Annotated in this window: 12 protein-coding genes; 9 read left to right on the plus strand and 3 right to left on the minus strand. The window is 58.0% G+C overall.

All coding sequences use genetic code 11. The features are described from left to right. Positions 1 to 107 precede the first annotated feature (107 nt). The 4 genes from DRW39_RS02020 (at position 108) to DRW39_RS02035 (ending at position 10,036) form a co-directional block, all read left to right on the plus strand. On the plus strand, positions 108 to 5,384 hold the full coding sequence (locus tag DRW39_RS02020; protein WP_157975865.1) for a translocation/assembly module TamB domain-containing protein: 5,277 nt from the start codon (positions 108 to 110) through the stop codon (positions 5,382 to 5,384). Further along, a complete protein-coding gene (locus DRW39_RS02025) occupies positions 5,381 to 7,765 on the plus strand; it encodes a BamA/TamA family outer membrane protein (protein ID WP_116105311.1) in 2,385 nt (794 codons plus the stop codon). The genes DRW39_RS02020 and DRW39_RS02025 overlap by 4 nt, the downstream gene beginning before the upstream one ends. A 118-nt stretch (positions 7,766 to 7,883) precedes the next feature. After that, entirely contained in the window at positions 7,884 to 9,056 is a 1,173-nt protein-coding gene (locus DRW39_RS02030) for a zinc-dependent alcohol dehydrogenase (RefSeq protein WP_116105312.1), read from the plus strand. Positions 9,057 to 9,181: 125 nt separating this feature from the next. Further along, entirely contained in the window at positions 9,182 to 10,036 is an 855-nt protein-coding gene (locus DRW39_RS02035) for an NAD(P)-dependent oxidoreductase (RefSeq protein WP_116105808.1), read from the plus strand. A 6-nt stretch (positions 10,037 to 10,042) separates the two neighbouring features. On the opposite strand, the gene DRW39_RS02040 is transcribed toward DRW39_RS02035, so the two are convergent. Both DRW39_RS02040 and DRW39_RS02045 read right to left on the minus strand, forming a co-directional pair. Continuing rightward, on the minus strand, positions 10,043 to 12,928 hold the full coding sequence (locus DRW39_RS02040) for a WD40/YVTN/BNR-like repeat-containing protein (protein ID WP_116105313.1): 2,886 nt from the start codon (positions 12,926 to 12,928) through the stop codon (positions 10,043 to 10,045). A 114-nt stretch (positions 12,929 to 13,042) separates the two neighbouring features. Continuing rightward, entirely contained in the window at positions 13,043 to 14,338 is a 1,296-nt protein-coding gene (locus DRW39_RS02045; RefSeq protein WP_116105314.1) for a fasciclin domain-containing protein, read from the minus strand. Between the two features lie 201 nt (positions 14,339 to 14,539). Here DRW39_RS02045 and pgi point away from each other — a divergent pair, with 201 nt between their 5' ends. The 3 genes from pgi to DRW39_RS02060 all read left to right on the plus strand — a co-directional run bounded on the left by pgi (position 14,540) and on the right by DRW39_RS02060 (position 19,304). After that, positions 14,540 to 16,192: a glucose-6-phosphate isomerase gene (gene pgi / locus DRW39_RS02050; protein WP_116105315.1), complete on the plus strand. Its 1,653-nt coding sequence runs from the start codon at positions 14,540 to 14,542 to the stop codon at positions 16,190 to 16,192. Between the two features lie 33 nt (positions 16,193 to 16,225). Next, on the plus strand, positions 16,226 to 17,092 hold the full coding sequence (locus tag DRW39_RS02055) for a mechanosensitive ion channel family protein (RefSeq protein ID WP_116105316.1): 867 nt from the start codon (positions 16,226 to 16,228) through the stop codon (positions 17,090 to 17,092). Positions 17,093 to 17,201: 109 nt separating this feature from the next. Then, the gene (locus tag DRW39_RS02060; protein ID WP_116105317.1) at positions 17,202 to 19,304 is read left to right on the plus strand and encodes an alpha-glucuronidase family glycosyl hydrolase; all 2,103 of its coding nucleotides are present in this window, start codon (positions 17,202 to 17,204) and stop codon (positions 19,302 to 19,304) included. Here DRW39_RS02060 and DRW39_RS02065 read toward each other — a convergent pair whose 3' ends face one another. Then, positions 19,305 to 21,851, minus strand: a complete 2,547-nt coding sequence (locus tag DRW39_RS02065; RefSeq protein ID WP_116105318.1) for a hypothetical protein — start codon at positions 21,849 to 21,851, stop codon at positions 19,305 to 19,307. A 248-nt stretch (positions 21,852 to 22,099) separates the two neighbouring features. Here DRW39_RS02065 and DRW39_RS02070 point away from each other — a divergent pair, with 248 nt between their 5' ends. Both DRW39_RS02070 and DRW39_RS02075 read left to right on the plus strand, forming a co-directional pair. Beyond that, a complete protein-coding gene (locus tag DRW39_RS02070) occupies positions 22,100 to 23,389 on the plus strand; it encodes a TolC family protein (RefSeq protein ID WP_198664755.1) in 1,290 nt (429 codons plus the stop codon). A gap of 12 nt (positions 23,390 to 23,401) precedes the next feature. Beyond that, on the plus strand, positions 23,402 to 24,517 hold the full coding sequence (locus tag DRW39_RS02075) for an efflux RND transporter periplasmic adaptor subunit (RefSeq protein ID WP_116105320.1): 1,116 nt from the start codon (positions 23,402 to 23,404) through the stop codon (positions 24,515 to 24,517).

Here is a 24,517-nt window from a genome sequence, read left to right on the forward strand (position 1 = left end):
GCGGGATGACAGGACGTAAGCCTTTGCATTTTCCTTGCCCCGACCCAACGAACACCCCTTTTGGCTAACCGTTACGGTACAATACTACTTTTACAAGCATACCCCAATTGGCTGCAAGCATAGGTAAAAAAATAGGCAGGTTTATATTCTGGCTGGTCGTTTCCGTAATGGGACTGCTGGTCCTGGTTTTCCTGCTCATTCAACTTCCGTTTGTTCAGGACCGGCTGACACGGGAGGTGGAGAAGATCGCGGCGAGTACCCTGGGAACCGACGTGGGCATCGGCGAGATCGACCTGCAATTCCCCTCCAATCTTTCGGTCAACGACGTCTACGTCAATCACCCCGACGGCGATACCATCGCCCGGCTGGGGCACCTCGGCGTGGGGCTGGATATGTTCGCGCTGCTGCGCTCCACGGTGGATATCACTACCGTCGAGATCAATGACGTGTACGCTAACGTGGTCACCACGGACTCGACCAGCAACATCGCCTTTCTGATGGAGGCGTTTGCTACGGATTCCACGGCCACTCCCGCTGCGGCTCCCGTCGATACCACGGCAGGCGGGGGCTTTACGATCAACCTGAACGGGGCCAAACTCCTGCTAACCAATGCGGACATATACTACCAGGACGACCCGATGGGGATCCTGGCCGACGTGACCGCCCAGCGCCTGGAGGGCGAGATCGACGAAGCCGATCTGGAAACGATGGATTTCGCCATTGATTACCTGGAACTGGAAAGCGCGGATGCCGCCATTGCGATCGGCGAAAGCAGTACGCCCACCGATACGACGGCGGAGTCGGCGCCCATGGCCCTGGCCGCGGGCCGGGTAACGATATCCGAGAGCAATTTCTCCATTCGTATGGATTCGCTCGATATTACGACGGGTCTGCCTTACGTCAACCTTGAAGGTGCCGACCTGTTGCTGGGCGATAGCCTGGCCTTCAACGGCGAGTTGTTCCAGATGCGCGAATTCGGGTTCCGGATGGATACCCCGCTACCGGAACTGGAAGGGCCCGGGATCGACTATAACCACCTGGCGCTTACCGATGTCGAGGTCGAAGCAACCGATATCGCCTACATCGTCGATTCCCTTCACCTCAACCTGCGCCAGCTGCAGGCTAAAGAGCGTAGCGGGCTCGAGATCCTGCGGACCGAGGGGATTGTAGAATACGATCCCACTTACCTGGGGCTAGAAGGCTTTCTGCTGCGGACCAACAACAGTGAGCTCACCAGCGACAACACCGCCATTAAATACGACTTCGCCTCGGCGAATATCGAAGAGATGGTAGCCCGTGCCCAGTTGGACGGCTACCTCGGTCTGCAGGACGTAGCCCTGCTTGCCCCCGATCTGGCCGAGGTGCCCGTAGTCGGTAACAATACGGAGCAACGAGTGACCTTTTCCGTGCGGGCTAACGGTACGACACGCGCGCTGGACATCGGCCGTATCCAGATTGACGGGCCCGGCATCAAGGTCCGCGCCAGTGGTAACGCTACGGATGTCCTTGATCCCGAACAAGTGGGAGGGCGTCTCTACCTGCGCGAATTCAGTCTCACCCCCGGCCCGCTGCTGCCACTGCTACCCAGCGGTACGCTGCCCCCCGATATCGACTGGCCGCAGCGCATCGTAGCCGAAGGAACCGCCACCTACCAGGGCGAGCGCCTCGAACTGGACCTGTACGCCATCGAAAACCGCACCTTCGGTAACGGGCTCAACAGCCGGGTACGCACCAGCGGAGTTATCAACGGACCGCAGAACTTCCCCAATACCCGTCTCAACGTACGGCTCGATACCCTGCTCGCTACCCGGGCCACGATATTGGCCTACATCCCCCCCGGGACGCTGCCGGAAGACTATACCATTCCCAATTTCGTGCGCGGAAGCGGATCGGTCACCGGTCCCATGGACAACCTGGACGTAAACCTGCAGCTTAACCTGCCCGGTGACAGCACCTACGCCCGCATCAACGGCAACATTCGGAATGCCCTGGATCCGGATAATCTGGCGCTCAATATGGAGGTTACCGATCTGGGGATCAACATTGCGGACGTACGGTCTATTTTACCGGATAGCCTTATCCCGGATAACATCAATCTGCCGAGCCTGCGCGTACGTAACGCCAGCATCTCCGGTTCCCTGACCGATCTGACCTTCAACGTTCCGCTCGAAACCACCAACGGGGACTGGAACCTGAACGGCCGGTATAATCCCCAGGACCTCGACGTAAACGCCGATCTGAGCAATGTCAATCTGCCCGACCTATTCACTGGGCCTATGCGCGATTCTCTTCTGTCGCTTGATTTGGGTCCGCTCGATTTCCGTGCCCAGGTGAATGGACAATTGGAACCGGCCATGGATCTCGAACTGGATGCTACGGTGATGCAATTCGAGGGGGATTCGCTGGCTGACGTGGCCGCCTCCATTACCGACAGCCGATACCAGGCCACCTTCGACCTGATGCACCCCGACATGCTGGCGGAGGGCAGTGCCCGGTACATCATCGCCGCGGACAGCACCGTATTCGCGGAAGCGATCGTCGACATCCAGCGCATCGATCTGGGCCGGTGGAACCTGATGAACGATCTGGTCATCGAGGGTGACGTGGTGGCGCGGACCGAAGGCATAGATGTATACGGCATGGACGCCTTCGTCGATCTGGACGATATTATCCTACTCGGGCCGGAGGGAAGTGTCTTTGTCGACAGCCTGCGCCTGACCGCCTCGCTCCACGATTGGGACAATGAAATCTATCTACGCTCGGACGTGATGGACGGGGAGGTACTCGGTTACTTCGATCCCCTGGTCACCCCGGAAAAGATCGTGCAATTTATCATGGCCTATTGGGACGAAAGCCTTCGGCAGCCCGACCCGGTGGAGAATGGGGATAGGGTAGACGTGGCCTTTCAGCTGAAGCGTCCGCAGGTACTGACCAGCGGTTTGGTCCCCGGCCTGACCCAGCTTTCGCCCTTGGAGTTTAGCTTCCTCTACCGCGACGCGAATCCGGAACTATTAATGAAGTTGTCCGTTCCTGAAATCGTTTTTGCCGGACTGGAAGCCCGCAGCCTGGACTTTACGGCCGTCGGCGATACCGTGTCGATGAATTTCGATGCCAACTGGGACGACGTGAGTTACAATGAGCAGATCGAATTGGGACGCACGGTAATATCCGGTGAAACGATCGACAATGAACTACTGGTGGAGCTCAAGCTCTACAGCGAAAACGACAGCCTAAGGCACTACCTGGGCACCTATATCGACCAGGCAAGCGACACGCTGCTGGTCCGGCTGGATGAGGAGCAGATCATCAACTTCGAAAGCTGGATGGTTCCGGCCACGAACCAGATCACGATGGTCGATTCGACCCTACTGATCCGGGATCTAGCGCTCCGTCATCAGGGGCAGTCACTGGAGGCGGAAACGACCGAGTTGAATGACGTCATGATCACCTTCAACGACTTCAACCTGCGCACGCCCAGCCGGCTCATTTTTTCCGAGGAGGAGACCGCCGCGGGTATCCTGAACGGAACGGTAGGGCTCGATAACGTGCTGACCAACCTGGGCATCCGTACGGACCTCAGCATTGACAGCCTCGCCTGGTCCGGCACGCTTCTCGGGGATCTTACGGCGGACGTCACCTCCGGGAACGAACAGACCTACGATCTGGACATCGGTCTTCAGGGTGGCGGCAACGACGTAAGCATCGACGGTACCTACGAACTCAACGGACCGATGGACATCATGGTCGACGTCAATGCCCTGCAGATGAAGAGCGCCGAACCCTTTAGTCTGGGCTACCTGCAAGATACGCGCGGGTTCATGGAGGGGCAGATCGCCGTCAGTGGCACCGCACTCGATCCGAGCCTCGACGGGCGCCTTTCCTTTAACGACGCCAGTCTGATCATCAGCCTGCTTGGCGAACGCTTCCAACTCGGTACGAACCCCATCATCTTCGAGGGTGACCGCATCACCTTCAGCAATGGCCTCCAAATCTTTGACTCGAAAGGAAACGACGCGGAAATTTCGGGTAACATCTCGCTTAATGGATTGAATGACATTCAACTCGATCTGCTGGTAGTGGCCGAAGACTTTACGGCCATTAATTCTACCAAGGACCAGAATCCGGATTACTACGGCAACATGTCCGTGGATGCCCGCGTGGAAATCGGCGGAACGGCCACCCTCCCAGTCGTTGAGGTGGATGCTACCACGAACGAAGGATCGGATATCACCTATGTGTACACCGTGCCCTCGCAGGGACTGGTGGACGTCGAGGGAATCGTGGATTTCGAGGAACGCTACCAGTGGGCCGAGATCCTGCGGCGCGACACGATCACCACGGACGACAGTCTAGGGGTCAGCCGCGCGGGCCTCGACCTGACGCTCAATCTGGCCATTGATCCGAACCTGGAGGTGACCGTAGTGGTCGACCCGGTCACCGGCCAAACCTTTACCGGCCGCGCGGAGGGCGATATGACCCTGAAGATCAATCCCGACGGCAGCCAGGAAGCAACCGGCAGGGTAGAGCTGGTGGAGGGTACGTACGACTTCGTCTACCAAGTAATCAATAAAGAATTCACCGTCGTGCCCGGCTCGACGGTCACCTTCAACGGTGACATCGCGAACCCAACGCTCGACCTGACGATTCGCCACCGGGTAGTGACCTCAGCACTTCCCTTGGTGGAGACGATGAATGGTAATGTACAGGACGCGGGGGCCCTGCGACGCAAGCAAACGTTCTTCGTGGTTATCGGACTGAAGGGTGATCTGCAATCCAGTGATCTCACAACCGACGTGACCTATCCGGAAGACGAATATGGTAACTTGGGTATCAGCTCGGTGGACGACGCATTAGGTCAGTTACGTCAGGACGATAGTCGCCTCACCGGTACGGCATTCCGGTTGCTGGCCTTTGGTGGCTTCAACGTGCCCCTCATCGACCAGGGTGGGGGAGATGGTACGAGCCTCGCCAACACCACGCTCAATAATGCCCTCGGCGGGTACCTGAATAACCTGGCCGACCAGTATGTCGGTTTTGTCGACCTGGATTTTGGCCTCGATAGCTACCAAGATACCGATGGAACCACCAATACGAATCTGCGCATCAGTCTTCAGAAAACCCTGTTTGACGACCGGGTCATCGTAAGCGTAGACGGAGTAGCCGGGAACGATGCCGACGAAGTAGCCGGCACTTCCCAGACGTACCTGGACAACATCACCGCGGAGTACCTCATCAACGACGACGGAACTTTCCGGCTTAAATTTTTCAACGACCGCGACCGCGATGTCCTCATCGGCGGAAACGTACTCCGGTACGGTGGTCGGCTTACCTTCAGCAAAGAATTCGACCGGTTCTTTTGGAGCAGTAAAAACAGCGGTAAATGATCGGTAGAGTATGGCTTGCCCTGATCGCGCTTAGCGCGATGGGGTGTAACGTGACGCAGTTTCTTCCACCGGATGAATATCTCTACGCAGGGGCGACGGTTGACGTGACGGCACCGGATTCGGTAGACGCCAGCCAGCTGACCACAGAATTAGAGTCCGCGGCTAACCAGCGTACCAACGCCAAAATTCCGGTGATCGGCTACCGGAATGTGTGGCGGTGGTACAAGTTTGAGGCTAAGAAGGAGGCCAAGCCCGAAAAGTACGAGGAGGACCCCACCGAGGAACGTGGCGAGGAGCCCATCTTTTTCGACGCTACGGTCGCGGAGGGCCTGACCAATCTGATGGCGAACCGCGCGGCAAACAACGGATATTTCCAGAATGATGTCACCTACACAATCGATACCGCTTACGAATCCAGGGAGATCGAAGTCCATTACGATGTAGAAGTCGGCGGTCCCTATTTGTTGGATAGCGTACAGCATGTGTGGTTGGACACTTCCGTAGCGAGAATCCTTACGGAGCAACAGGAGGAATCCGTTCTGGAGCAAGGCCAGCAGTACGATCTCGATCGGCTGAAGGCGGAGCGGCAACGCTGGAGGCAGGCTCTCTTGGATAACGGATATTTTTACGCCAGCGAGGACGATTACATTTTCCTGGCCGATACGGTGGCCGGCAATCACGACGTCAACCTGCTGGCCAAGCTGAAAACGGAAATTCCGGAAGAACACCTTATCCGCCAGCGGATCTTGGAGATCAACGTCTACCCCGATTTTGACGTCCAGGACACTTCTAACCGAAGCCGGCTACCTCTTCAGCAGGTCGGCGGGCTCAACATTTACTGCGATGAATGCCCGCTCCGCCCGTCGATTTTGGACGAAGGGTTCGCCACCGAGGCCGGCTTCCTCTACAGCCCGGATTTACACCGCAAAACGCTGCGGCGGCTGGCCAGTTACAATACCTTCCGGTACATCAGCCTGGATTACAACCCCGTACCCAATTCCGACAGTTTACTGATTCTCAATGCTTACATGCAGCCGCTTCCCCGCCGCCGCTTTGAGGGCGAACTGGGGCTGACCTACAACAACGCGCAGTATATCGGACCGAACGTCCGGCTGGCCTACACCAACCGTAACCTCCTGCGGGGGGCGGAGTTGCTGCGCCTCGAGGGTGACTTCAGTTATGCGGTTTTCTTGGGCAACAGCGACGATATCCGGGTACCCCGTTCGGGAATCTACGGCCTGACCGCAACGCTTGACGTCCCGCGGCTCTGGTTGCCGAAACGTCGGAAGCTGATCCCCCGGGTCATGACCAGCGGAACCCGCATTTCGCTGGGAGCAAAAGTGGAACGGCTCGACCTGACCCTGAGTAAATTCAGCCAGGAGATCGATCAGTTGGCGCTGACCGAACTTCCGGCTCTCCTGGAAGCAGATCCGGAGGCTTCGGAGACGGTGAGCCTCCTGCAACTGCGCGCTGAGTATGGCTACACCTGGCAACGTAGGGTTAAGAAATCCCACATCCTCAATCCATTTTCTTTTCGGTTTCAGAATCCCGTCGTAGGAAATTCCGAAGTGTTGGACATCGCCCGCAATCTGGGCCTCGCCCCCGGGCAGGACGATGCCACCGCCGGCGCGAGCCGGTTCGACCGTATGCTCGTGTACTCACCTAACTATACGCTTACTTACGACACCCGACTGGATGGAGAAGACGTCAGTAACTTCTTCTGGCAGCAGTATCTGTCGATGAACTGGAATAACATCTTTCCGGTCACCGATGCCGTCGACGCGTCGCGTATCACCAGTATTTACCCGCAGGTCGAGACCGATTTGCGCTATTACCACAACTTCAGCGCCTCCTCCCAATTGGCCATGCGACTGCACGGGGGAGTAGCCTATCCCATTACCGACCGTGCGATCGTTCCTTACTTCGATCTCTATACGGTGGGCGGACCTAACAGCCTGCGCGGTTTCGTGCCGCGTCAGCTCGGCCCCGGCCGTACCGCGCCCGTCAACAATAACCTGCTGACCTTCGGTGGCTTTGGTAACCTGATGCTGGAGTCAAGTATTGAGTGGCGCCAAAAACTGAATTCCCTGATCGAGGTCGCCGCCTTCCTGGACGCGGGCAACGTGTGGACGTACAAGACGGAAGCCGAACCCCTCAACACCGATTTCCGAAGCACGACCTTTATCAAGGAGTTAGCCATGGACTATGGATTTGGGTTCCGTTTCGACCTGACCTTCCTCATCTTCCGATTGGACTTTGCCAAACCATTCCAGATCCCCTACGAGGAAACGGTAGCCGATTTCCGGATCCCGCGCAAATTCGTGGGTGACCCCGTGGATGACAGCTGGCGCCTGGTGATCGGTTTCGGATATCCCTTTTAATCCTTTTCCGGAAGGCTTAGCTAGCCGATTTGCGTTCGGCGAATTTGAATTTTCACCTAACAATACTGGCTGACGAACTACTTCGGGTCCTACCTGGTAAGGTAGGAAAGCAAGTACTATGAGAGCATTGACTTATCACGGACAGGGCGACGTCCGCGTTGACACCCATCCCGATCCCCGCATTGAAAAACCTACCGACGCGATCATTCGCATCACCTCTACCGCCATCTGCGGTTCGGATCTCCACCTATACGATGGTTTCATCGCCAAAATGAAAGCCGGCGATATCATCGGCCACGAGCCGATGGGCATCGTGGAAGAAGTCGGGTCCGACGTTAAGAATATCAAGAAGGGAGACCGCGTGGTCGTGTCCTTTACGATCTCCTGCGGGCACTGCTGGTTCTGCGAGGAAAAACTGTACAGCCTCTGCGACAACTCCAATCCAAAACCCGAAAATGCAGCGGCCGTTATGGGACATTCGCCCGCGGCCGTGTATGGCTATTCCCACTTACTGGGTGGCATTCCCGGCGGCCAGGCCGAATTCCTCCGGGTTCCCTACGCCGACCTGGGAACCGTGAAGATTGAAAGCGACCTGCCAGATGAAAAGGTCCTTTTCCTTTCGGATATTTTCCCGACCGGCTACATGGCCGCCGAGAATGCGCAGATCCAGGAAGGCGATACCGTCGCTATTTGGGGATGCGGTCCCGTAGGACTGTTTACCATGAAGAGTGCCTGGATGATGGGTGCCGGCCGGGTGATCGCGATCGATCAGGTACCCGAGCGTCTCAAGATGGCCAAGGAGCAGTGCAACGTGGAGATCATCGATTTTTCTAAAGTGGACGATGTCGCCCAGGAACTCATTGAAATGACCGGTGGCCGTGGCCCCGATCGTTGTATTGATGCCGTGGGTGCGGAATCGCATGCGTCGAACATGGTCAGTGCCGCCGCCGACAAGCTCAAGCAGACGGCGCACCTGCAATCCGACCACCCCTACGTACTACAGCAAGCCATCATCGCATGCCGGAAAGGAGGTACCCTTTCCATTCCCGGCGTGTACGGCTCTACGGCAACCATCCCTATGGGACCGGCGATGAATAAGGGACTTACCTTCAAAATGGGTCAAACCCACGTACAGCGCTACCTGCAGCCCCTCCTCGACAAGATCGAGGCCGGGGAGATCGATCCGAGCTTCCTCATCACCCACACCGAACCGCTCGAAAACGCACCGGAGATGTACAAGAAGTTCCGCGCCAAGGAGGACGGTTGTATCAAGGTGGTGCTTAAGCCCTGATCGCCTGCGGGTCTGTGACAGGCCTGCTATATTCTAGCGTGCCAGAAATCAGCGTTCTTTAGCGGGAACGCTGATTCCTGTATTTAAGCAGCAATCAGCGAGTATTCGTGGAAAATCAGCTTCAGATGAAAGTTACATTTTTAGGTCTCGGAATCATGGGCAGCCGCATGGCCCGCCACATATTGGACGGTGGATTTTCCCTTACCGTATGGAACCGCTCGCCCGGTCCAGCCAGGGAATTTGAGGAGGCCGGAGTCACCGTGGCCGACTCGCCCGAGCAGGCCGTCGCTTCTGCCGACTTGGTCATCACCATGCTGGCCACCCCCGCAGCGGTTCGGGAAGTTATGATCGACGGAGGCGTACTACAGGCAATGCCCGAAGACTCCATCTGGGCCGATTCTTCAACGGTTAGTCCGGCTTTTGCGCGCCAGTCCTCGGAGTGGGCGCAAACTCACGGATGCCGCTACCTCGGCATTCCGGTAGCTGGAACCCGGGAGCCTGCCGCCGCCGGAACATTACGTGTCCTGGTGGGGGGAGCTAAATCCACACTGGACGAAGTACGGTCCGTACTGGAAACCTACTCCTCGGCCATCGTACACGTAGGCCCGGAAGCCGATAGGGGAGCGGCGCTCAAAATTCTGGTCAACGGTATGCTGGCGCAGTCGATGCTGGTTTTCTCCGAGGCCATAAAAATGGGGGAGGCCATGGGTATGGACCGGGACTTCCTTTACGACACCCTGCCCGGTCTGCCGGTAATCGCACCCTTCGTGCAGGGTAAAGTCTCCATGATGAAGAGCGATGATTTCGGGGATGCCTCCTTCCCATTGGAACTGATGCATAAGGATCTCAACCTCATCGTGGAAACCGCTTACGAAAAAGACCAACCCGCTCTCCTGGCCGCCCTTGCACGCGAGATCTACGGTCGGGCCAAAGCCGCCGGAATGGGTAGGGAGGATTTCGCCGCGGTTCACCGCACGTAACCCGGCCTATTTGACCTCCAGATCGGTGGAGACGGTTTCCCCGTTGGCTTCTACCGAAAGCTGGTAGCTGCCGGGGCGCAGGTAATATGCTCCGTTTTCGGCGGCTTCCACTACGACGGGCTTCTCATCGTCTTTGCGATCGTCATTTAGTCGAGCCTCCATTTCGCCGGCTTTGCCCGCCGGGAAGGTTAGGTCGTAGGTCACGGTGTTTAATCCCCGTTGAAGCTTGATCTCCTGCTGCGACCATTCCTTTCCATCCTTACTCCGTACGGACAGCGTGGCGTCGTCGTCCGCTTTCGGACTATAAATCTGCACCCGTACTTCCGGGCCGGTATCTTCCCGGAACCAGCTAGCCGATCCGTAGCGGGAAGAGTACCGTTGGGGTTCGACGGCGGCAACGGTCAGGACGGGATCGGTTTTTCCGGCCAAAGACTGCAGCATCTCCACGTTTGCCCGGTAGAGGCTGCGCCCGTGGGTGCCGACGATCAGATCCTTCGCCTGCGTCTGCACCACGACATCGTGCACGGCTACCGCCGGTAAATCGGTTACGGCCGAGAAGGTGCTTCCCGTATCCAGGCTGACGTACAATCCGTGATCGGTGCCTACGTAGAGGAGGGCAGGGTTGAGGGGGTCCTCCTTAATGACGTTCACCGGCTCCGCGGGAAGATCATTACCGATCCGCGACCAGCTGTCTCCCCGGTTGGTACTCCGGTAGACGTAGCTTTCGAAGTTATCGTCCCGGTAGCCGTTCAGCGAAAGGTAGACGACCTGCTCGTCGGCGTGACTGGCGTAGACGCGGCTGACCCAGAGATCTTTCGGTAAACCGCTATCGATCGGGTCCCAATTACCCCCGCCGTCGGTACTGCGGTGCACGTGGCCGTCGTCGCTGCCGGTATACAGCAAACCGAAGCGTACCGGGCTTTCCGATATGGTGGTCAGCGTACCGTAGGCTACGTCACCGAAGCGTCCGCCCCCCGTCAGGTCCGGGCTGATTTTTTCGAAATCGTCACCCCGGTTAAAGCTGCGGTGCAGGAAGTTCGAGCCCATATAGAAGATGTCGGGCTGGTGCGGGCTGATCAGGATGGGCGCTTGCCAGTTCCAGCGGTAAGGTCGCTCACCCAGCTCGTGCTTTGGCGTGATGAGTTTCCGTTCACCCTGCTTTTGGTTGACCCGGAAATAGTTTCCGAATTGAAAGCCGACGTAGGCCGTTTCATTGTCGCGTGGATCGACCTCTACCTGCATGCCGTCACCACCCATAAGCGCGTCGTAGGGGTAATCGCCATCCTGCTGCCAGCCGTTGCTCGCTTCGTAGTCGTGCGGCCCCCTCCAGGTACCGTTGTCCTGCAGCCCGCCGTATACCCGGTAGCCGTCAGGGTGATTGTCAACGGCCACCGCGTAGAATTGCCCGAGGGGAGGAACGTTACTCTTTAGCCAGCTCTCGCCACCGTTATAACTAATGTTGATCCCACCGTCGTTCCCGTTGATCAGGTGCCGGGGGGTGTCGGGGTTGATCCACATATAATGATGGTCGGAGTGGACGTTAGCCCCGTTCGCTCCCTTCCAGGTCTCGCCCCCGTCCATGGATTTTATGATCGGTACCCCCATCGCGTAAATCGTGGAGGGGTCTTCCGGGTGGACGGCGATCTGGCCGAAGTAGTAACCGTAGCTGTAGTAGACGCCGTCGATGTAATCCTCGTGGGTTCGTGACCAGCGCTGTCCGTCATCGGTGCTATGGTATAGCTCAAACCCCTTTACCGGCGTATCGAAGAGGTCGGCGTTCGCGTCTTCGAGATACTGCACCAACTGCAGGGGACTGAGCTCACCGTCCTCCATGCGCTGCCGGACGGTCGCGGCGTCCAGCTCGCGGGGAAAGCCATTCGAGCGGAGGAAGTCCTCCAGCAAATAGGTCTCCAGCCGAAGCAGATCCTCGGTCGGCATCTCCCGTACCTGGTTCTTGGTCAGCTTATCTTCTTCTTCCGATGAGGATTCCCGCAGGAAGTAATTATCCAGGCTGGCATACAGATGGCGGACGTCATCGTCATCGTAGCTAATAGCTAGTCCAATTCGACCAACACCCTGGCCGGTAGGAAAGCCACTGTTCTCAGTGCTGAGACGGGTCCAGTTTTGACCGCCGTCACTGCTGTGGTAGATCGCGCTTCCCGGACCACTTTCCACGAAGTTCCAGGCTTTACGTTCCCGTTCCCAGGTGGCGGCGAAAAGTTCTTCCGGATTGCGGGGATCCCGGACCAGGTCGACTGCACCGGTGCTATCGTTGACGAAAAGCGTTTTATTCCAGCTAGCGCCACCGTCGGTCGTCACGTACACCCCACGTGCTGCATTCGGGCCATAAAGGTGGCCGAGTGCGGCCACCCATACGCGGTCAGGATCCGCCTGGTCTACGATGGTGCGACCGATATGGTGCGTTTCCTCCAGGCCGAGATGTTGCCAGGTTTTCCCTCCGTCATCGCTGCGGTAAACGCCGTCGCCTGCGTAGGAACTCCGGCTGCTGTTGACTTCGCCGGTTCCGACGTAGATAGTCCCACTTGCCCAGTGAACGTCCAGGTCGCCCACGGTCATGACGGACTCCTTATCGAATAGTGGGGTATATGTACTTCCGTTATCGCGGGTTTCCCAGAGGCCGCCGCTGGCATATCCCACGTAGAAGTGAGTGGCATCAGCGGGGTCCACCGCCACATCCGCTACCCGGCCGCTCATGATGCTGGGGCCGATATTGGTGAAATTTAGGCCCTTTAGCGGGGAAGATTCCAGCAGCGTCTCCCGCTGGCTATAGCCAGCCTGTCGGTCGTCGGCGGAAGTGGGCTGATAATTTTGCGCCGGAGCGCGGGTAGAAAGTATACTTAAAAGGGCAAAGATTATGGGAACGAGACGCATTCTTCGGGATTATGACCGCCTAAGTTAAGGGCTGCTATCCGATGGAGGGCAACAGCAAAAAAAAAGGCTGCCATCCGGGGGGATGGCAGCCTTTAAAATTTATTGAAACAGTGTTTACATCCGGGGAGTAAGGACACCGTCGATTGCGTGAATCAAACCATTGCTGGCTTCAACATCGGTCTGGGTGACGGTAGCGTATTCGCCGTTTCCGTCGGTCAGAATAACATTGCCGTCCTGCATGGAAGCAATCAGGCTTTCTCCGCCAATGGTCTGGATACGGAAGTAGCCATTACTTTTTTCGATGGCCTTCATCAGACTGGCAGCGTCGATGCGCGAAGCAACTACGTGGTACTTCAGCAATCCCTGGAGCATTTCCTGGTTGCCGGAAGCCATCAGTTCGCTGCGCTTGTCGGCGGGAACCTTTTCAAAGGCGGCGTTGGTAGGGGCAAATACGGTAAATCCGCTTTCGCTATTCAGAACGTCGACCAAGTCGGCGGATTCGATCGCGCTAACGAGAGTCGAAAAGTCGCTGTTTTCAGAAGCTACCTCAACGATGGTGGCATCGGGGGCGCTGGAGTAGTTGACATCGCTGCCAACGGCACGTACACCGTCCTGATCTTCTTCCATCATTTCCTCATCGGAATCCATGACACCGGTAACGGCTTCCTTGGTTTCCCCGTAAGCTTCTTCGGCGGCGTTGGCCGTAGCATCAGCGGCGCTTTCTACAGCTTCTTCGGCTTCATTGTAAGCAGAACTGGCGGCGTCCGCAGTCGCATCGGCGGCGTTGTCGACTGCCTCACCGGCTTCTTCCATGGCACCTTCGGTATCGGCCATTTCCGCACCCGCGGTCAGGGCGTCAAGATCAACACCTTCGGGAAGCAGTACGCCGTCAATAAGGTGGATAACACCATTCGAGGCCATGATATCGGTCTGAGTTACCATAACGGTCCGGCCGGCGGCGTCCTTCAGGGCAACACCGTCGCCTTCCAGCATAGCACTGAGCTCCCCGTTCATGGTTTCGGCGGCAAGCATACCGTCGCTAGCGCCTTCAATTCCCGACGTAACGGCGTCGGCGGTGAGTTCACCTTCGGCGACGTGGTACTTCAGGATATCGATGAGCGCCTCGCGGTTTTCAGCCTTGGTCAGCGCGGAAAGGACACCTTCGGGTAGTCCGTAAAAAGCCTGGTCGACCGGAGCAAAGACCGTAAAGGGGCCTTCACCGGAGAGGGCGTCGGTCAGTCCGGCAGCCTGGATGGCGCGGGTTAAAATGGTCAGATCACCGTTGCTTTGGGCGACCTCCAGAATAGTCTGGTCTCCGCTGTTCATATCCTGGTCCTGCGCGGACATACTCACGGGGAGGAACGCGACGATAGCCAGAATAGCGGCAAAGTAAGAGAATAAGTTTTTCATTTTCGGTTGGTTGGTTTATAGAAAGCGAGCGGCCGGGGCGACCCGGCTTGTGTTCATTATTCCAACGTGGGCTATGTAAAGGTGTTCATAATTCGGGCGCTTATCTACGATCCCTTAACGCTTGGCGTGCCGAGAGTGACTTTTTGGTTCCGACCGCACAATCGGGCCAGCTATCCGTATCTAGTGGCAAAATCAATCGATATGCTGCACAACCTCAATCCCACGAAAACTTTGGCCTGGAAAGAGCTGGAAATGCATGCCCACGAAATGCAGCAGCGGCACATGAAGGACCTCTTCGCCCAGGATCCCGATCGCTTTGCTACTTTCAGCCAGCAATTTGAGGACATCCTGCTCGATTATTCCAAGAATATCATTACCCAGGAAACCCTCGAACTACTCTACCGCCTGGCCGAAGACTGCGGCATCAAGGAGGCCACCGAAAAGATGTTTACCGGCGAGGTCATTAACGGAACCGAACAGCGGGCCGTGCTGCACGTCGCCCTTCGCAACCGCGACGGTCAAGCTATTATGGTCGACGGCGAAGATGTCATGCCGGAAGTCAAGGAAGTACTCGACCGGATGAAAGCTTTCTCGGGCCGCCTCCACGGCGGGGAACACACGGGCTACACCGGCAAACCGCTCACCCAGGTGGTCAACATCGGCATCGGCGGCTCCGATCTCGGTCCCGTGATGGTTACCGAAGCCCTGAAGCCCTACTGGATAGACGGCCGGGAAGTGTACTTCGTATCCAACATCGACGGCACCCACCTAGCCGAAACGCTTAAAAAGGTGGATCCGGAAACGACGCTCTTCCTGATTGCTTCCAAGACCTTTACCACCCAGGAAACCATGACCAATGCCCGGAGCGCCCGGCAGTGGTTCCTGGACCAGGGCGGCAGCCAGGAGGATGTGGCCAAGCACTTCGTTGCCCTGTCAACCAATGCGGAAGGCGTGAAGGACTTCGGCATCGCGGAAGAAAATATGTTCGGCTTCTGGGACTGGGTCGGCGGTCGCTACAGCCTGTCCAGCAGCATCGGGATGAGTATCGCGCTGACCATCGGCTTCGACCGTTTCGCCGAATTACTGGATGGTCTTCACTCCATGGATCGCCACTTCCGCCACGCCCCGCTGGAGGAAAACCTGCCCGTGAAACTCGCCCTGATCGGAATCTGGTACAATAACTTCTGGGAAGCGGAAACGGAAGCCATTCTTCCCTACGACCAGTATATGCACCGGTTCGCGGCCTATTTCCAGCAGGGTAATATGGAGAGCAATGGAAAGAGCGTAGACCGCGATGGCGAACCGATCGAGGATTACCAGACCGGACCCATCATCTGGGGAGAACCCGGCACGAACGGCCAGCATGCCTTCTATCAGCTAATTCACCAGGGCACGCGGGTCATCCCCTGCGATTTCATCGCCCCCGCTGTATCGCATAACCCGATGGGCGAGCACCACGCGATCCTGCTGAGCAACTTCTTCGCCCAGACGGAAGCACTCATGAATGGCAAAACCGCCGCCCAGGTAGAGCAGGAACTGAAGGCCGACGGAATGGGCGACGAACGGATCGCCGAATTGGTGCCTTTCAAGGTGTTCGACGGCAACCAACCAACGAATAGCCTCCTCGTCAAGAAAATTACGCCCTATACCTTGGGTCAGCTGATCGCCCTTTACGAGCATAAGATCTTCGTTCAGGGCATCATCTGGAACATTTATAGTTTCGATCAGTGGGGAGTAGAGCTGGGCAAGCAGTTGGCCAAGGCTATCCTCCCGGAACTCGAAGGTGAGGACAAGGTGCAATCGCACGATAGCTCCACGAACGGACTGATCAACGCCTACAAGAAGTGGCGCTGAATTGATAGCGGGCCCCGCGGTAAAGAATAGTGAATGAAGGACCGTAGTCTTACCGGTACGTTGATTTTGGCGAGCCTGGAGATCTGTATTCTCCTAGCCGGTATCTACCTGATCCACTTCGACGATCGCTTGCTGTACGCGCCGGGTACGCCGCAGTTCTGGCGCGTCCTGTTGTACTTCGTCATGACGGTCGCCGTACTGAACGTGGTCACCCGCTTCATCAAGTGGTTGTATCAGCGGCAGAACTACGCCAAGCGAAGGGGGGCCAAGAACTTCATCTACGGAGTGGAGAACATCCGTAAACTCCTCATCGGCGGGGTAGTGGTATTTACCGTTTTTTCCCTGATCGGCATTGATTTTACGGCGCTCTTTACCGGCCTGAGTCTGGTAGCGGCGGCAATCGCGATCGTGTCGAAAGACTTCGTGAACGATCTCATCGTCGGTATCTACTACAGTTTCACCGATGTTTTCGAGGTTGGGGATTACGTCCGCTTCTACACCTACCGCGGCCGGGTAACCGACATCGGATTGCTGAAGGTTAAGATCCTGAATGATAATGACGACGTCGTTATTCTGCCAAACGGGAAGATCTACACCAGCGAGATCATCAATTACACCCGGCGCGACGTCCGTTTGCTCAGCATCGACTTCGAGATGGACATCAAGGCTATCACGGACGTCAACGAGCTCGAGCGGGATCTTATCGAATGCATCCGTGGCTACAGCGACCTGATCGAGCCCAATAGCTATCTGCTCAAGATCGTGGAGGTGAAGAAGGACTATATGGAAGTGAAGTTTCAGTTCCGCCTGAAGTACATGGACCGCGAGCGGCAACGGGAAGTCAAGCGTAAGGTGGTGCGGGAAGTATTCAGCTACGTGAGTTCCCATAAACCCCGTTGAGCCAAACCATAACATGTCACTAATTGAACCAAACGGCTGCCGCTTAGCCATTGAGGTAGCCTTACGCAATGGATTGTGTTACTTTGGCAGAATTAACCGCGTTCGAATCATGCTGAAATATCTTTCCCTTCTTGTTTTCTGTCTGCTAACCACCGGCTCGCTCCTCGCGGAGGACGGGTATCGGCTGTGGTTACGCTACGATCGCATCGCGAACGAAGACCTCCGCACCGCCTACCTGGATCAGCTGCGGACGTTTCGGACGGGAGAAGTGGACACGACCACCGCGATCATGCAGTCGGCCATGAGTGAACTTCGGCGCGGACTCGGCGGCCTTTTAGGGGAAAGCATTTATCCTGCGCGCGCCGCCCAAAATTCTGAAGGCGCTAGCCTGAGCTTACAACGCGTCGGCAGCGACGAGGTAGCGGCTGAAGGGTACCGGATAGAAGATGCGGACGATGGCATCGTGCTATCGGCCAGCGACGATGCCGGCTTTCTGTACGGGGTATTCCACCTGCTGCGGCTGGTACAATCGGGGGAGTCGCTCGATGGCGTTTCAGTCGCCGAGGCACCCCGCAAGGCCATTCGCATCCTGAACCACTGGGACAATCTGGACGGCACCGTGGAGAGGGGCTACGCCGGATTCTCCATCTTCGAATGGCATACGCTGCCGGAGATAATCGATCAGCGCTATATCGACTACGCGCGGGCCTGCGCCTCGGTGGGCATCAACGGGAGCGTCGTGACGAACGTAAACGCCAATTCCCTGATCTTCCGCCCGGATTACCAGGAGAAAGCCGCCGCCCTGGCGGAGGTGTTCCGTGCCTACGGCATCAAACTGTACCTCACGGCCCGTTTCAGCTCTCCCATGGAACTGGGTGGATTGGAAACCGCCGACCCCTTGGACCCGGCCGTCAAGTCTTGGTGGACGGAAAAAGTAAACGAGATCTACGAACGGATCCCCGACTTCGGTGGCTTCGTCGTTAAGGCGAACAGCGAGGGGCAACCAGGCCCCCGGGAATACGGGCGCAGCCATGCCGAGGGTGCCAATATGCTGGCCGAGGCCCTGGAACCGCACGGTGGTATCGTAATGTGGCGGGCTTTCGTCTACAACAGCGACCCGGAAGCCGACCGGGCGATGCAGGCATACGAAGAGTTCGTGCCGCTTGACGGAAAGTTCCGCGATAACGTACTCGTGCAGGTCAAGAACGGCCCCATTGACTTTCAGCCACGCGAACCTTTCAGTCCGCTCTTCGGCGCGACACCCGAGACGCCGCTCCTGCTGGAACTCCAAATCACCAAGGAATACCTGGGACAGGGAACGCACCTGGTCGGCCTGGCGCCCATGTTCACCGAAACGCTGGATGCCGATACCTACCAGGATGGCAAGGGAACGACCGTGGCCTCGACCGTCGCCGGCCTGGCCGGTGTTGCCAATATCGGTACCGACCGTAATTGGACCGGCCACCCGTTCAACCAGGCTGACTGGTACGCCTTCGGCCGAACGGCCTGGCAGCCGAGCCTGACGGCCAAGGAGATCTACGAAGAATGGGCTACGCTCACCTACGATGGCGACGAATCGGCGACGAATACCATCGTCGAGATGCTACTTGCCTCGCGGGAGATCTGCGTAAACTACATGACCCCCCTCGGCCTGACCCATCAGATGGCCACCGGGCACCACTACGGCCCCGGGCCATGGGTAGCGAACCTCGGGCGGCCGGAATGGAACCCGGCTTACTACAACCGGGCGGACAGTATGGGTATCGGTTTTGACCGGACGGAATCGGGCAGCAATGCCCTGGCCCAGTACGCCCCGGAAGTGCAAGCTATGTTTGCGGATCCGAAGACCTGCCCGCCGGAGTACCTGCTGTGGTTTCACCACCTGCCCTGGGACTGGAACATGCAGAACGGGGAGCGGCTGTGGGACGAACTTTGTCGCAGCTACCAGGAAGGGGTCGAAGGCACCCAATGGCTGGCGGAGCAGTGGGCGGGCCTGGAAGGTCAGGTCGACAGCGACCGGCACCGGGAAGTCAGCCAGTACCTACAGGTACAGCAGCGGGAAGCCGCCTGGTGGCGGGATGCGTCGATCGCCTATTTCCAGAGCCTGTCGGGGCTGCCCATCCCCGCGGGCGTGCCGGAGCCGGCGCATAATCTGGCCTACTACAAGTCACTGTCTTACCCTTACGCACCGGGCATTCGCCCCCAATGGTGATTAGCGAATATCTACGCTGATCAATCCCAAACCCTGGGGTTGCGCGAGTTGGTCATTGGATTGGCCGGGACCGATCCGTATCTGTAAGCTTTCCACCTCTGACAAATCAAAGGCTTTATCGCGTTGGCTTTCAAATAGATAGGGTAGGAAACCCGGATAAGGCCGTGGTAGCAAAACGGTCGGGGCGAGCTCCAGATCCGCCAGCGCTACGACGACCTCTCCAACGTTTACGGGGATATCCACTACGGTCGCGAAGGTCGATCCGTCGGACAGCGTTAAGCCTACTTCGATCGGCTGAGGTTGCCCGTAAAGCGACTCGCCGCGGATAACCAGACTGTCGTGGTACATCCACCGACCGCGCAGGCCGCCCAGCACCGGTTTGAGATAGTGGCGAATAGCGTAATCACTGGCCTCGGAATCGGTACCGCCACCATTGCCGGCCCGAGCCAAACTACTAAGGCGGATTAGAAATTCATCCTCAAGGCCCGGCCCCGATGGACGTAGGCTCAGCCCGTCTGTCCATTGCGAGAGCACCAGCGCGTCCCGGTCCCGGTGCGCATCGAAAAGCCGAATGTCGTGCATTACGGGCACGACCCGCGTTTCATAAGGGGTGCGCTGGTAAAAATCCCACTCGTAGGGATCACCGTCGACGTCGGGTGGAAAGGTGCGCTCGGAATCACGGGTGGTCACCTTGATGTAGTAGGTAAAGGCCCCGGGTTTAACCCGGTCGATCGGGACGGTCGCCGAATAGGTGAATCCGGAAGTCCGCTTCATTTCGATGGGCGGGCCCAGCGGGGCAACCAGTTCGACACGGGTTATCGAATCGGGTGATACGATGTCCGCTGCAACGGTGTAGGGTATTGCCTGCACGACGGGCGGGGGGCTGTGTACCACATGGACGCGGTCGACGGTGCCCTCGGTTCCCGCGTAATCCCGTAAGCGTCCGCCGGCCCAGGGGGCGTCCATCTCCCTGGTCGCCACGCGACCGGAATCGCCCAACAGGTAAACGCCGGGCCGGATAGCAAACCGATGCTCCCGGACGCCTGGTGCCCAGTCATTACCCGCATTGATCGGACGCACCATGAATGAGCCATCCAGCGAGGGTAGGGAGAGCGTCATGTCATGGATATTTTCCTGCAATACCGTGACCACCTTGTCGAGACTGTTGCGTCCGTAAGCATCGCGTATCTGCAAAGCGTCCGGCAGGACTTCCAGCCGCCAAACCCCTTCCTCCAGCTGGTCGAGGAAATAGGCTCCGGTCCCCCCGTACCGTACCAGGGGAGAACTGCCGAAACCCGCTATGCTGCTTAGCGAGTCCGGCATCCGGGGACTATCCTTTACATCGTTGCTGTAATAGTAGTGCGTCCCGTCATTCAGCAGCGCCAGGTCGCGTTCGTAACTCACGCTAAAGGCATCGAAAGTGGTATCGGCGGGGTAGGAACCGTAGTCGGCGTAGCGGGGCACCTGCCGGAACACCTCGGCCGCGATCATCAGTCCGATGGCCTTTTGTGGGGCGTACAGGAGGTTCATGTAGTGGGTATTGTACTCCGTGTTGTACGCAGCCAGGTAGGTTGGGTCGTAGGAAAAGTGGGTCGCCAGCTGAATCCCCGCGGACCGGAACGATCGGGCCATGGCGGGGTAGGGGTAGGCCGAGTTGACGTCCGCGGGGTCGAACTCGTAAACGATCTTCGCCCCTCCCGCCGCGCGGATGATGCTGTCGAAGGGTATCGTGTACCGGTCCACGTTAGGCAGGACATTCCCCGGCAGTGCCTTACCATAGCCGAGCCCCGTGGGATACCACTGAAAGGTGCCGCCGCGGATATCCGCGGCGAAGTAAGCCTCCATAAGGTGGGTGCTGTGGCTGATGTTGTAGAAGACGGGTTTTTCCGTTCCACTGGCTTCCACGGCCTCCCGCATACGGCGTACGAAGTCGGTCACGGTTTCGGGCGTCCCGTCATGGTGGGGCTCGTTACTGATTTCTACGGCAAGCAGTCTCGGATCGTCCGCGTACGCAACACCCGTATAGGGGTTAACGTGTTCCATGAATTGCCGGAGGTAGCGCTCCTGTGCGCGGATGGCTTCCGGCGTAGTCAGGCTGCCCGCCTTCCCGAACTTATGGGAGAAGCCCGGCGTCGGGCGGTCCGGCTCGGGCCATCCGTTGCCCCAGTAGGCGATTGGGGTGAGCACGTAATTGATGCCGCGCTTACCGAGTTCGGCAATCAGGTAATCGAAGGCATCGAGGTGCTCGTTGTCGAGCAAGTTGCCGAGCGTATCGCTGATCTCGGTGTCCCAAACATGCACCCGGTAGAGATCGAAGCCCAAGCGGGAAAAGTGGTATACGTCGCGGTCGATCATCCGTTTAGGCTCCAGTCCGAGCCGCTCCGCCGAGCGGTAAGCGTGGGCAAAGGGCACCGTATAGTTGACGCCAAAGCCGGTGATCTCCTCATCGGAACCACTCCAGCGGATGACGCCTTGCCCGTCCACGTAGGTGGATGCCCCGCCTGGCCCGACGGTTCCCTGAGCACTGAGCTGGCAGATAATCAGCATACTTACGATAAGGAACAGCAAACGAGAGGGGGGCTCAAGGGAAAGAATCGGCGCGCAGGCCATATGCAAGACGGTTGGTACTAGGGGAAATACACCCTAGTGCCTGCCTTTGTTAAATATGCCCGGCTGCCCCGCCCTTTGAACAACAATTGTCTCTACCCATTTAGCCTTCCAGAACGCCGCAAGCATGACAGGCAGGACCCCGGACAGCACGTATGGTTACACGCAGTAGCGCTTTCTTCATTTGGTTGCTTATAAGTTTCCCCGCCTGGAACCGGGCTCAGGAGAGTTATACGCTCGAAGCGTGCATTGATTACGCCGAAGCGAACTCCCCGGAGCTGTTGGCGCAGCGCGAGGAACTTCGGCTTACGGGATTGGATAATCAGATTGCACTGAGTTCGTGGTTCCCTGAGGTGTTTGTCTCGGGTGACCTACAGCATTACTTTAAGCGACCCGTGTCCATTTTTCCCGACTTTGAAAATCCGGAGAGCGGGGAAACGCGGGAGGTGGAGGTCGGTACGATCAATACTTCCACGCTTTCGATCGGGGCGCGGCAGACGATCTACAACCCCACGGTTGCGGCGGCCCTGCGTCGGCAGGTACCCCTGTTAAACGCCACGCGACTGGATATCGAAGCGGTCGAGATTCAACTGCGGGAAAGCGTGAGCCGGGCCTTTTACCAGGTCGTACGTAACCGGGAACAACTGAGTCTGCTGCAGGCCGACGTGGACCGGCAAGAGCGGGCGCTCCGCGACGCTGTTCTCCTGTTCGAGGAAGGCCTCAACGACAAGGTGGACTACAAACGGGCCACCATCACGCTCAACCGGACGAAGCTCGAACTGCAGAACACCATCATCGAAACCCGGACGCGACTGGCCGAGCTCAAGCAGGCGATGGGTTACCCCAACGAGCGGGAGCTGGAGTTGGAATACAGTATCGATCGGCTGACATTAACCGTATTCAGTGATACGGTCACGGTCCTGCGGCCTGACCAACGGGTGGAATACCGGCAGATACTGGCCCAGGACCGACTGATTGCGCTGGACGCCCTCTTTTATCGTCAGGCCTGGCTGCCCGACTTTTACCTCGGCGGCACCTACAACCTGACCTGGCAAAGCAACCAGCTCCGTAACCTGTACGATCGGGTATTTCCTAACTCCCTGGCGAGCGTCAACGTCAGCGTACCGCTATTTACCGGGGGGCGCCGGTTCCGGCAGATCGAGCGCCAGTCGGTTCTGCGGGATCAACTACGGTACGATCTGCAGGCGGTAGAGAATCAAGTTGAGCTGGAGTATCGGGTTGCCCGCAACAACTTCGACCAGGCCGCGAACGCCTACGCCGTAGCGCGGGAGAACGTCGATCTGGCGAATGAGATTTACGAGGTTGTCGACCTGCAGTACCGGGAGGGGATCACCACTTTTCTGAGCGTGATCATCGCGGAGAATGACCTGCAGCAGGCGCGACTGGCCGTCATCAACAGCCTGCTGGACGCGGCCCTTGCCCGGGTAGGATTGCGCTACGCCGCCGGAACCCTCTAAGCTAACCGAACTATGAAATTGAATCTCCTGATCCTGATGATGCTCTTCTTTTCCTGTGGGGGAGGAGAGTCGAAAGAACAATCGGGCGGCGGAGCGCAGGCAAAAGAGCAGGCTACCGCGGTGCGGGTGGTCCAGGTCGAGGAGCAGAAGTTAGTTTTTTACGAGTCCTTTCCCGGAACCGTAACCCCGCTGGAGCGGGTGGAGGTCCGTCCGCAGGTAAGCGGCTACATCACCGCCCGTCACTTCCGGGATGGCGAACGGGTGGTGAAGGGACAGCGGCTGTACACCTTCGACGTGCGCCAATACCAGGCCGAAGTGAATCAAGCCGAAGCCGGTATCGAGGCGGCCCGCGCGAATGTCGCGCTGGCCGAGAAGAACGTGGCCCGCTACCGTCGTCTGGCCGAAGCGGAGGCCATCGCTACCCAAACACTCGATCAGTCGGAGGCCGAGCTCGAAAGCCGGCAGCAAGCACTGAACCAGGCGGAGGCCCAACTCAACTCCGCGCAAACTCAATTGGATTACGCCTCCATCCGCGCTCCCCTTACCGGACTCACCGGTCTGGGTAGTGCCAAAGTCGGCACCCAGGTGTCTCCGGGCAGCCCGGTACTGACCGAGATCACCCGGCAGGAACCGGTAGGCGTAGATTTCGCGCTACCGCAGCAGGAGATCCCCCGCTTCGCCCGTTTTGAAGCCATGTCGGCAGCCGAGCTGGATTCCACCTTCCGTCTCCGGTTACCCGACGGGACGCTCTACGGCATCCCCGGCGAGATATACGCCACGGAACAAACCGTCGACTCCCGTACCGGTAGCCTGACGGTACGCCTGCAGTTCGATAACAAAGCCAACATCCTGCGCAACGGTATGACGGTTTCCGTCGAAGTGCTGAACCAGCAATCGGGCCGGCAGCTGACCGTACCGTCCCAGGCCCTGGCCGAGCAGATGGGGGAATTCTACGTCTACCGGGTACAGGACAGCATGGCCTTCCGGCAGAATGTGAAGACGGGAGAACAGGTACGGGACATGCAGATCATTTTAGACGGGGTGGAAGCGGGCGACACGATCATCGCCGAGGGGCTCAAGGCCATCCGGGACAGCAGCCGCGTACGTATCCAATCCGCCAAGAACTAG

The organism is Lewinella sp. IMCC34191, assembly GCF_003390935.1.
GTDB lineage: Bacteria > Bacteroidota > Bacteroidia > Chitinophagales > Saprospiraceae > Neolewinella.

Excerpts from the sequence above, each read along its gene's own strand:
- DRW39_RS02040 (WP_116105313.1), bottom strand. The coding sequence starts at position 12,928 with ATGCGTCTCGTTCCCATAATCTTTGCCCTTTTAAGTATACTTTCTACC.
- DRW39_RS02065 (WP_116105318.1), bottom strand. The coding sequence starts at position 21,851 with ATGCTGATTATCTGCCAGCTCAGTGCTCAGGGAACCGTCGGGCCAGGC.
- DRW39_RS02045 (WP_116105314.1), bottom strand. The coding sequence starts at position 14,338 with ATGAAAAACTTATTCTCTTACTTTGCCGCTATTCTGGCTATCGTCGCG.
- DRW39_RS02035 (WP_116105808.1), top strand. The coding sequence starts at position 9,182 with ATGAAAGTTACATTTTTAGGTCTCGGAATCATGGGCAGCCGCATGGCC.
- pgi (WP_116105315.1), top strand. The coding sequence starts at position 14,540 with ATGCTGCACAACCTCAATCCCACGAAAACTTTGGCCTGGAAAGAGCTG.
- DRW39_RS02075 (WP_116105320.1), top strand. The coding sequence starts at position 23,402 with ATGAAATTGAATCTCCTGATCCTGATGATGCTCTTCTTTTCCTGTGGG.
- DRW39_RS02030 (WP_116105312.1), top strand. The coding sequence starts at position 7,884 with ATGAGAGCATTGACTTATCACGGACAGGGCGACGTCCGCGTTGACACC.
- DRW39_RS02060 (WP_116105317.1), top strand. The coding sequence starts at position 17,202 with ATGCTGAAATATCTTTCCCTTCTTGTTTTCTGTCTGCTAACCACCGGC.
- DRW39_RS02025 (WP_116105311.1), top strand. The coding sequence starts at position 5,381 with ATGATCGGTAGAGTATGGCTTGCCCTGATCGCGCTTAGCGCGATGGGG.
- DRW39_RS02055 (WP_116105316.1), top strand. The coding sequence starts at position 16,226 with ATGAAGGACCGTAGTCTTACCGGTACGTTGATTTTGGCGAGCCTGGAG.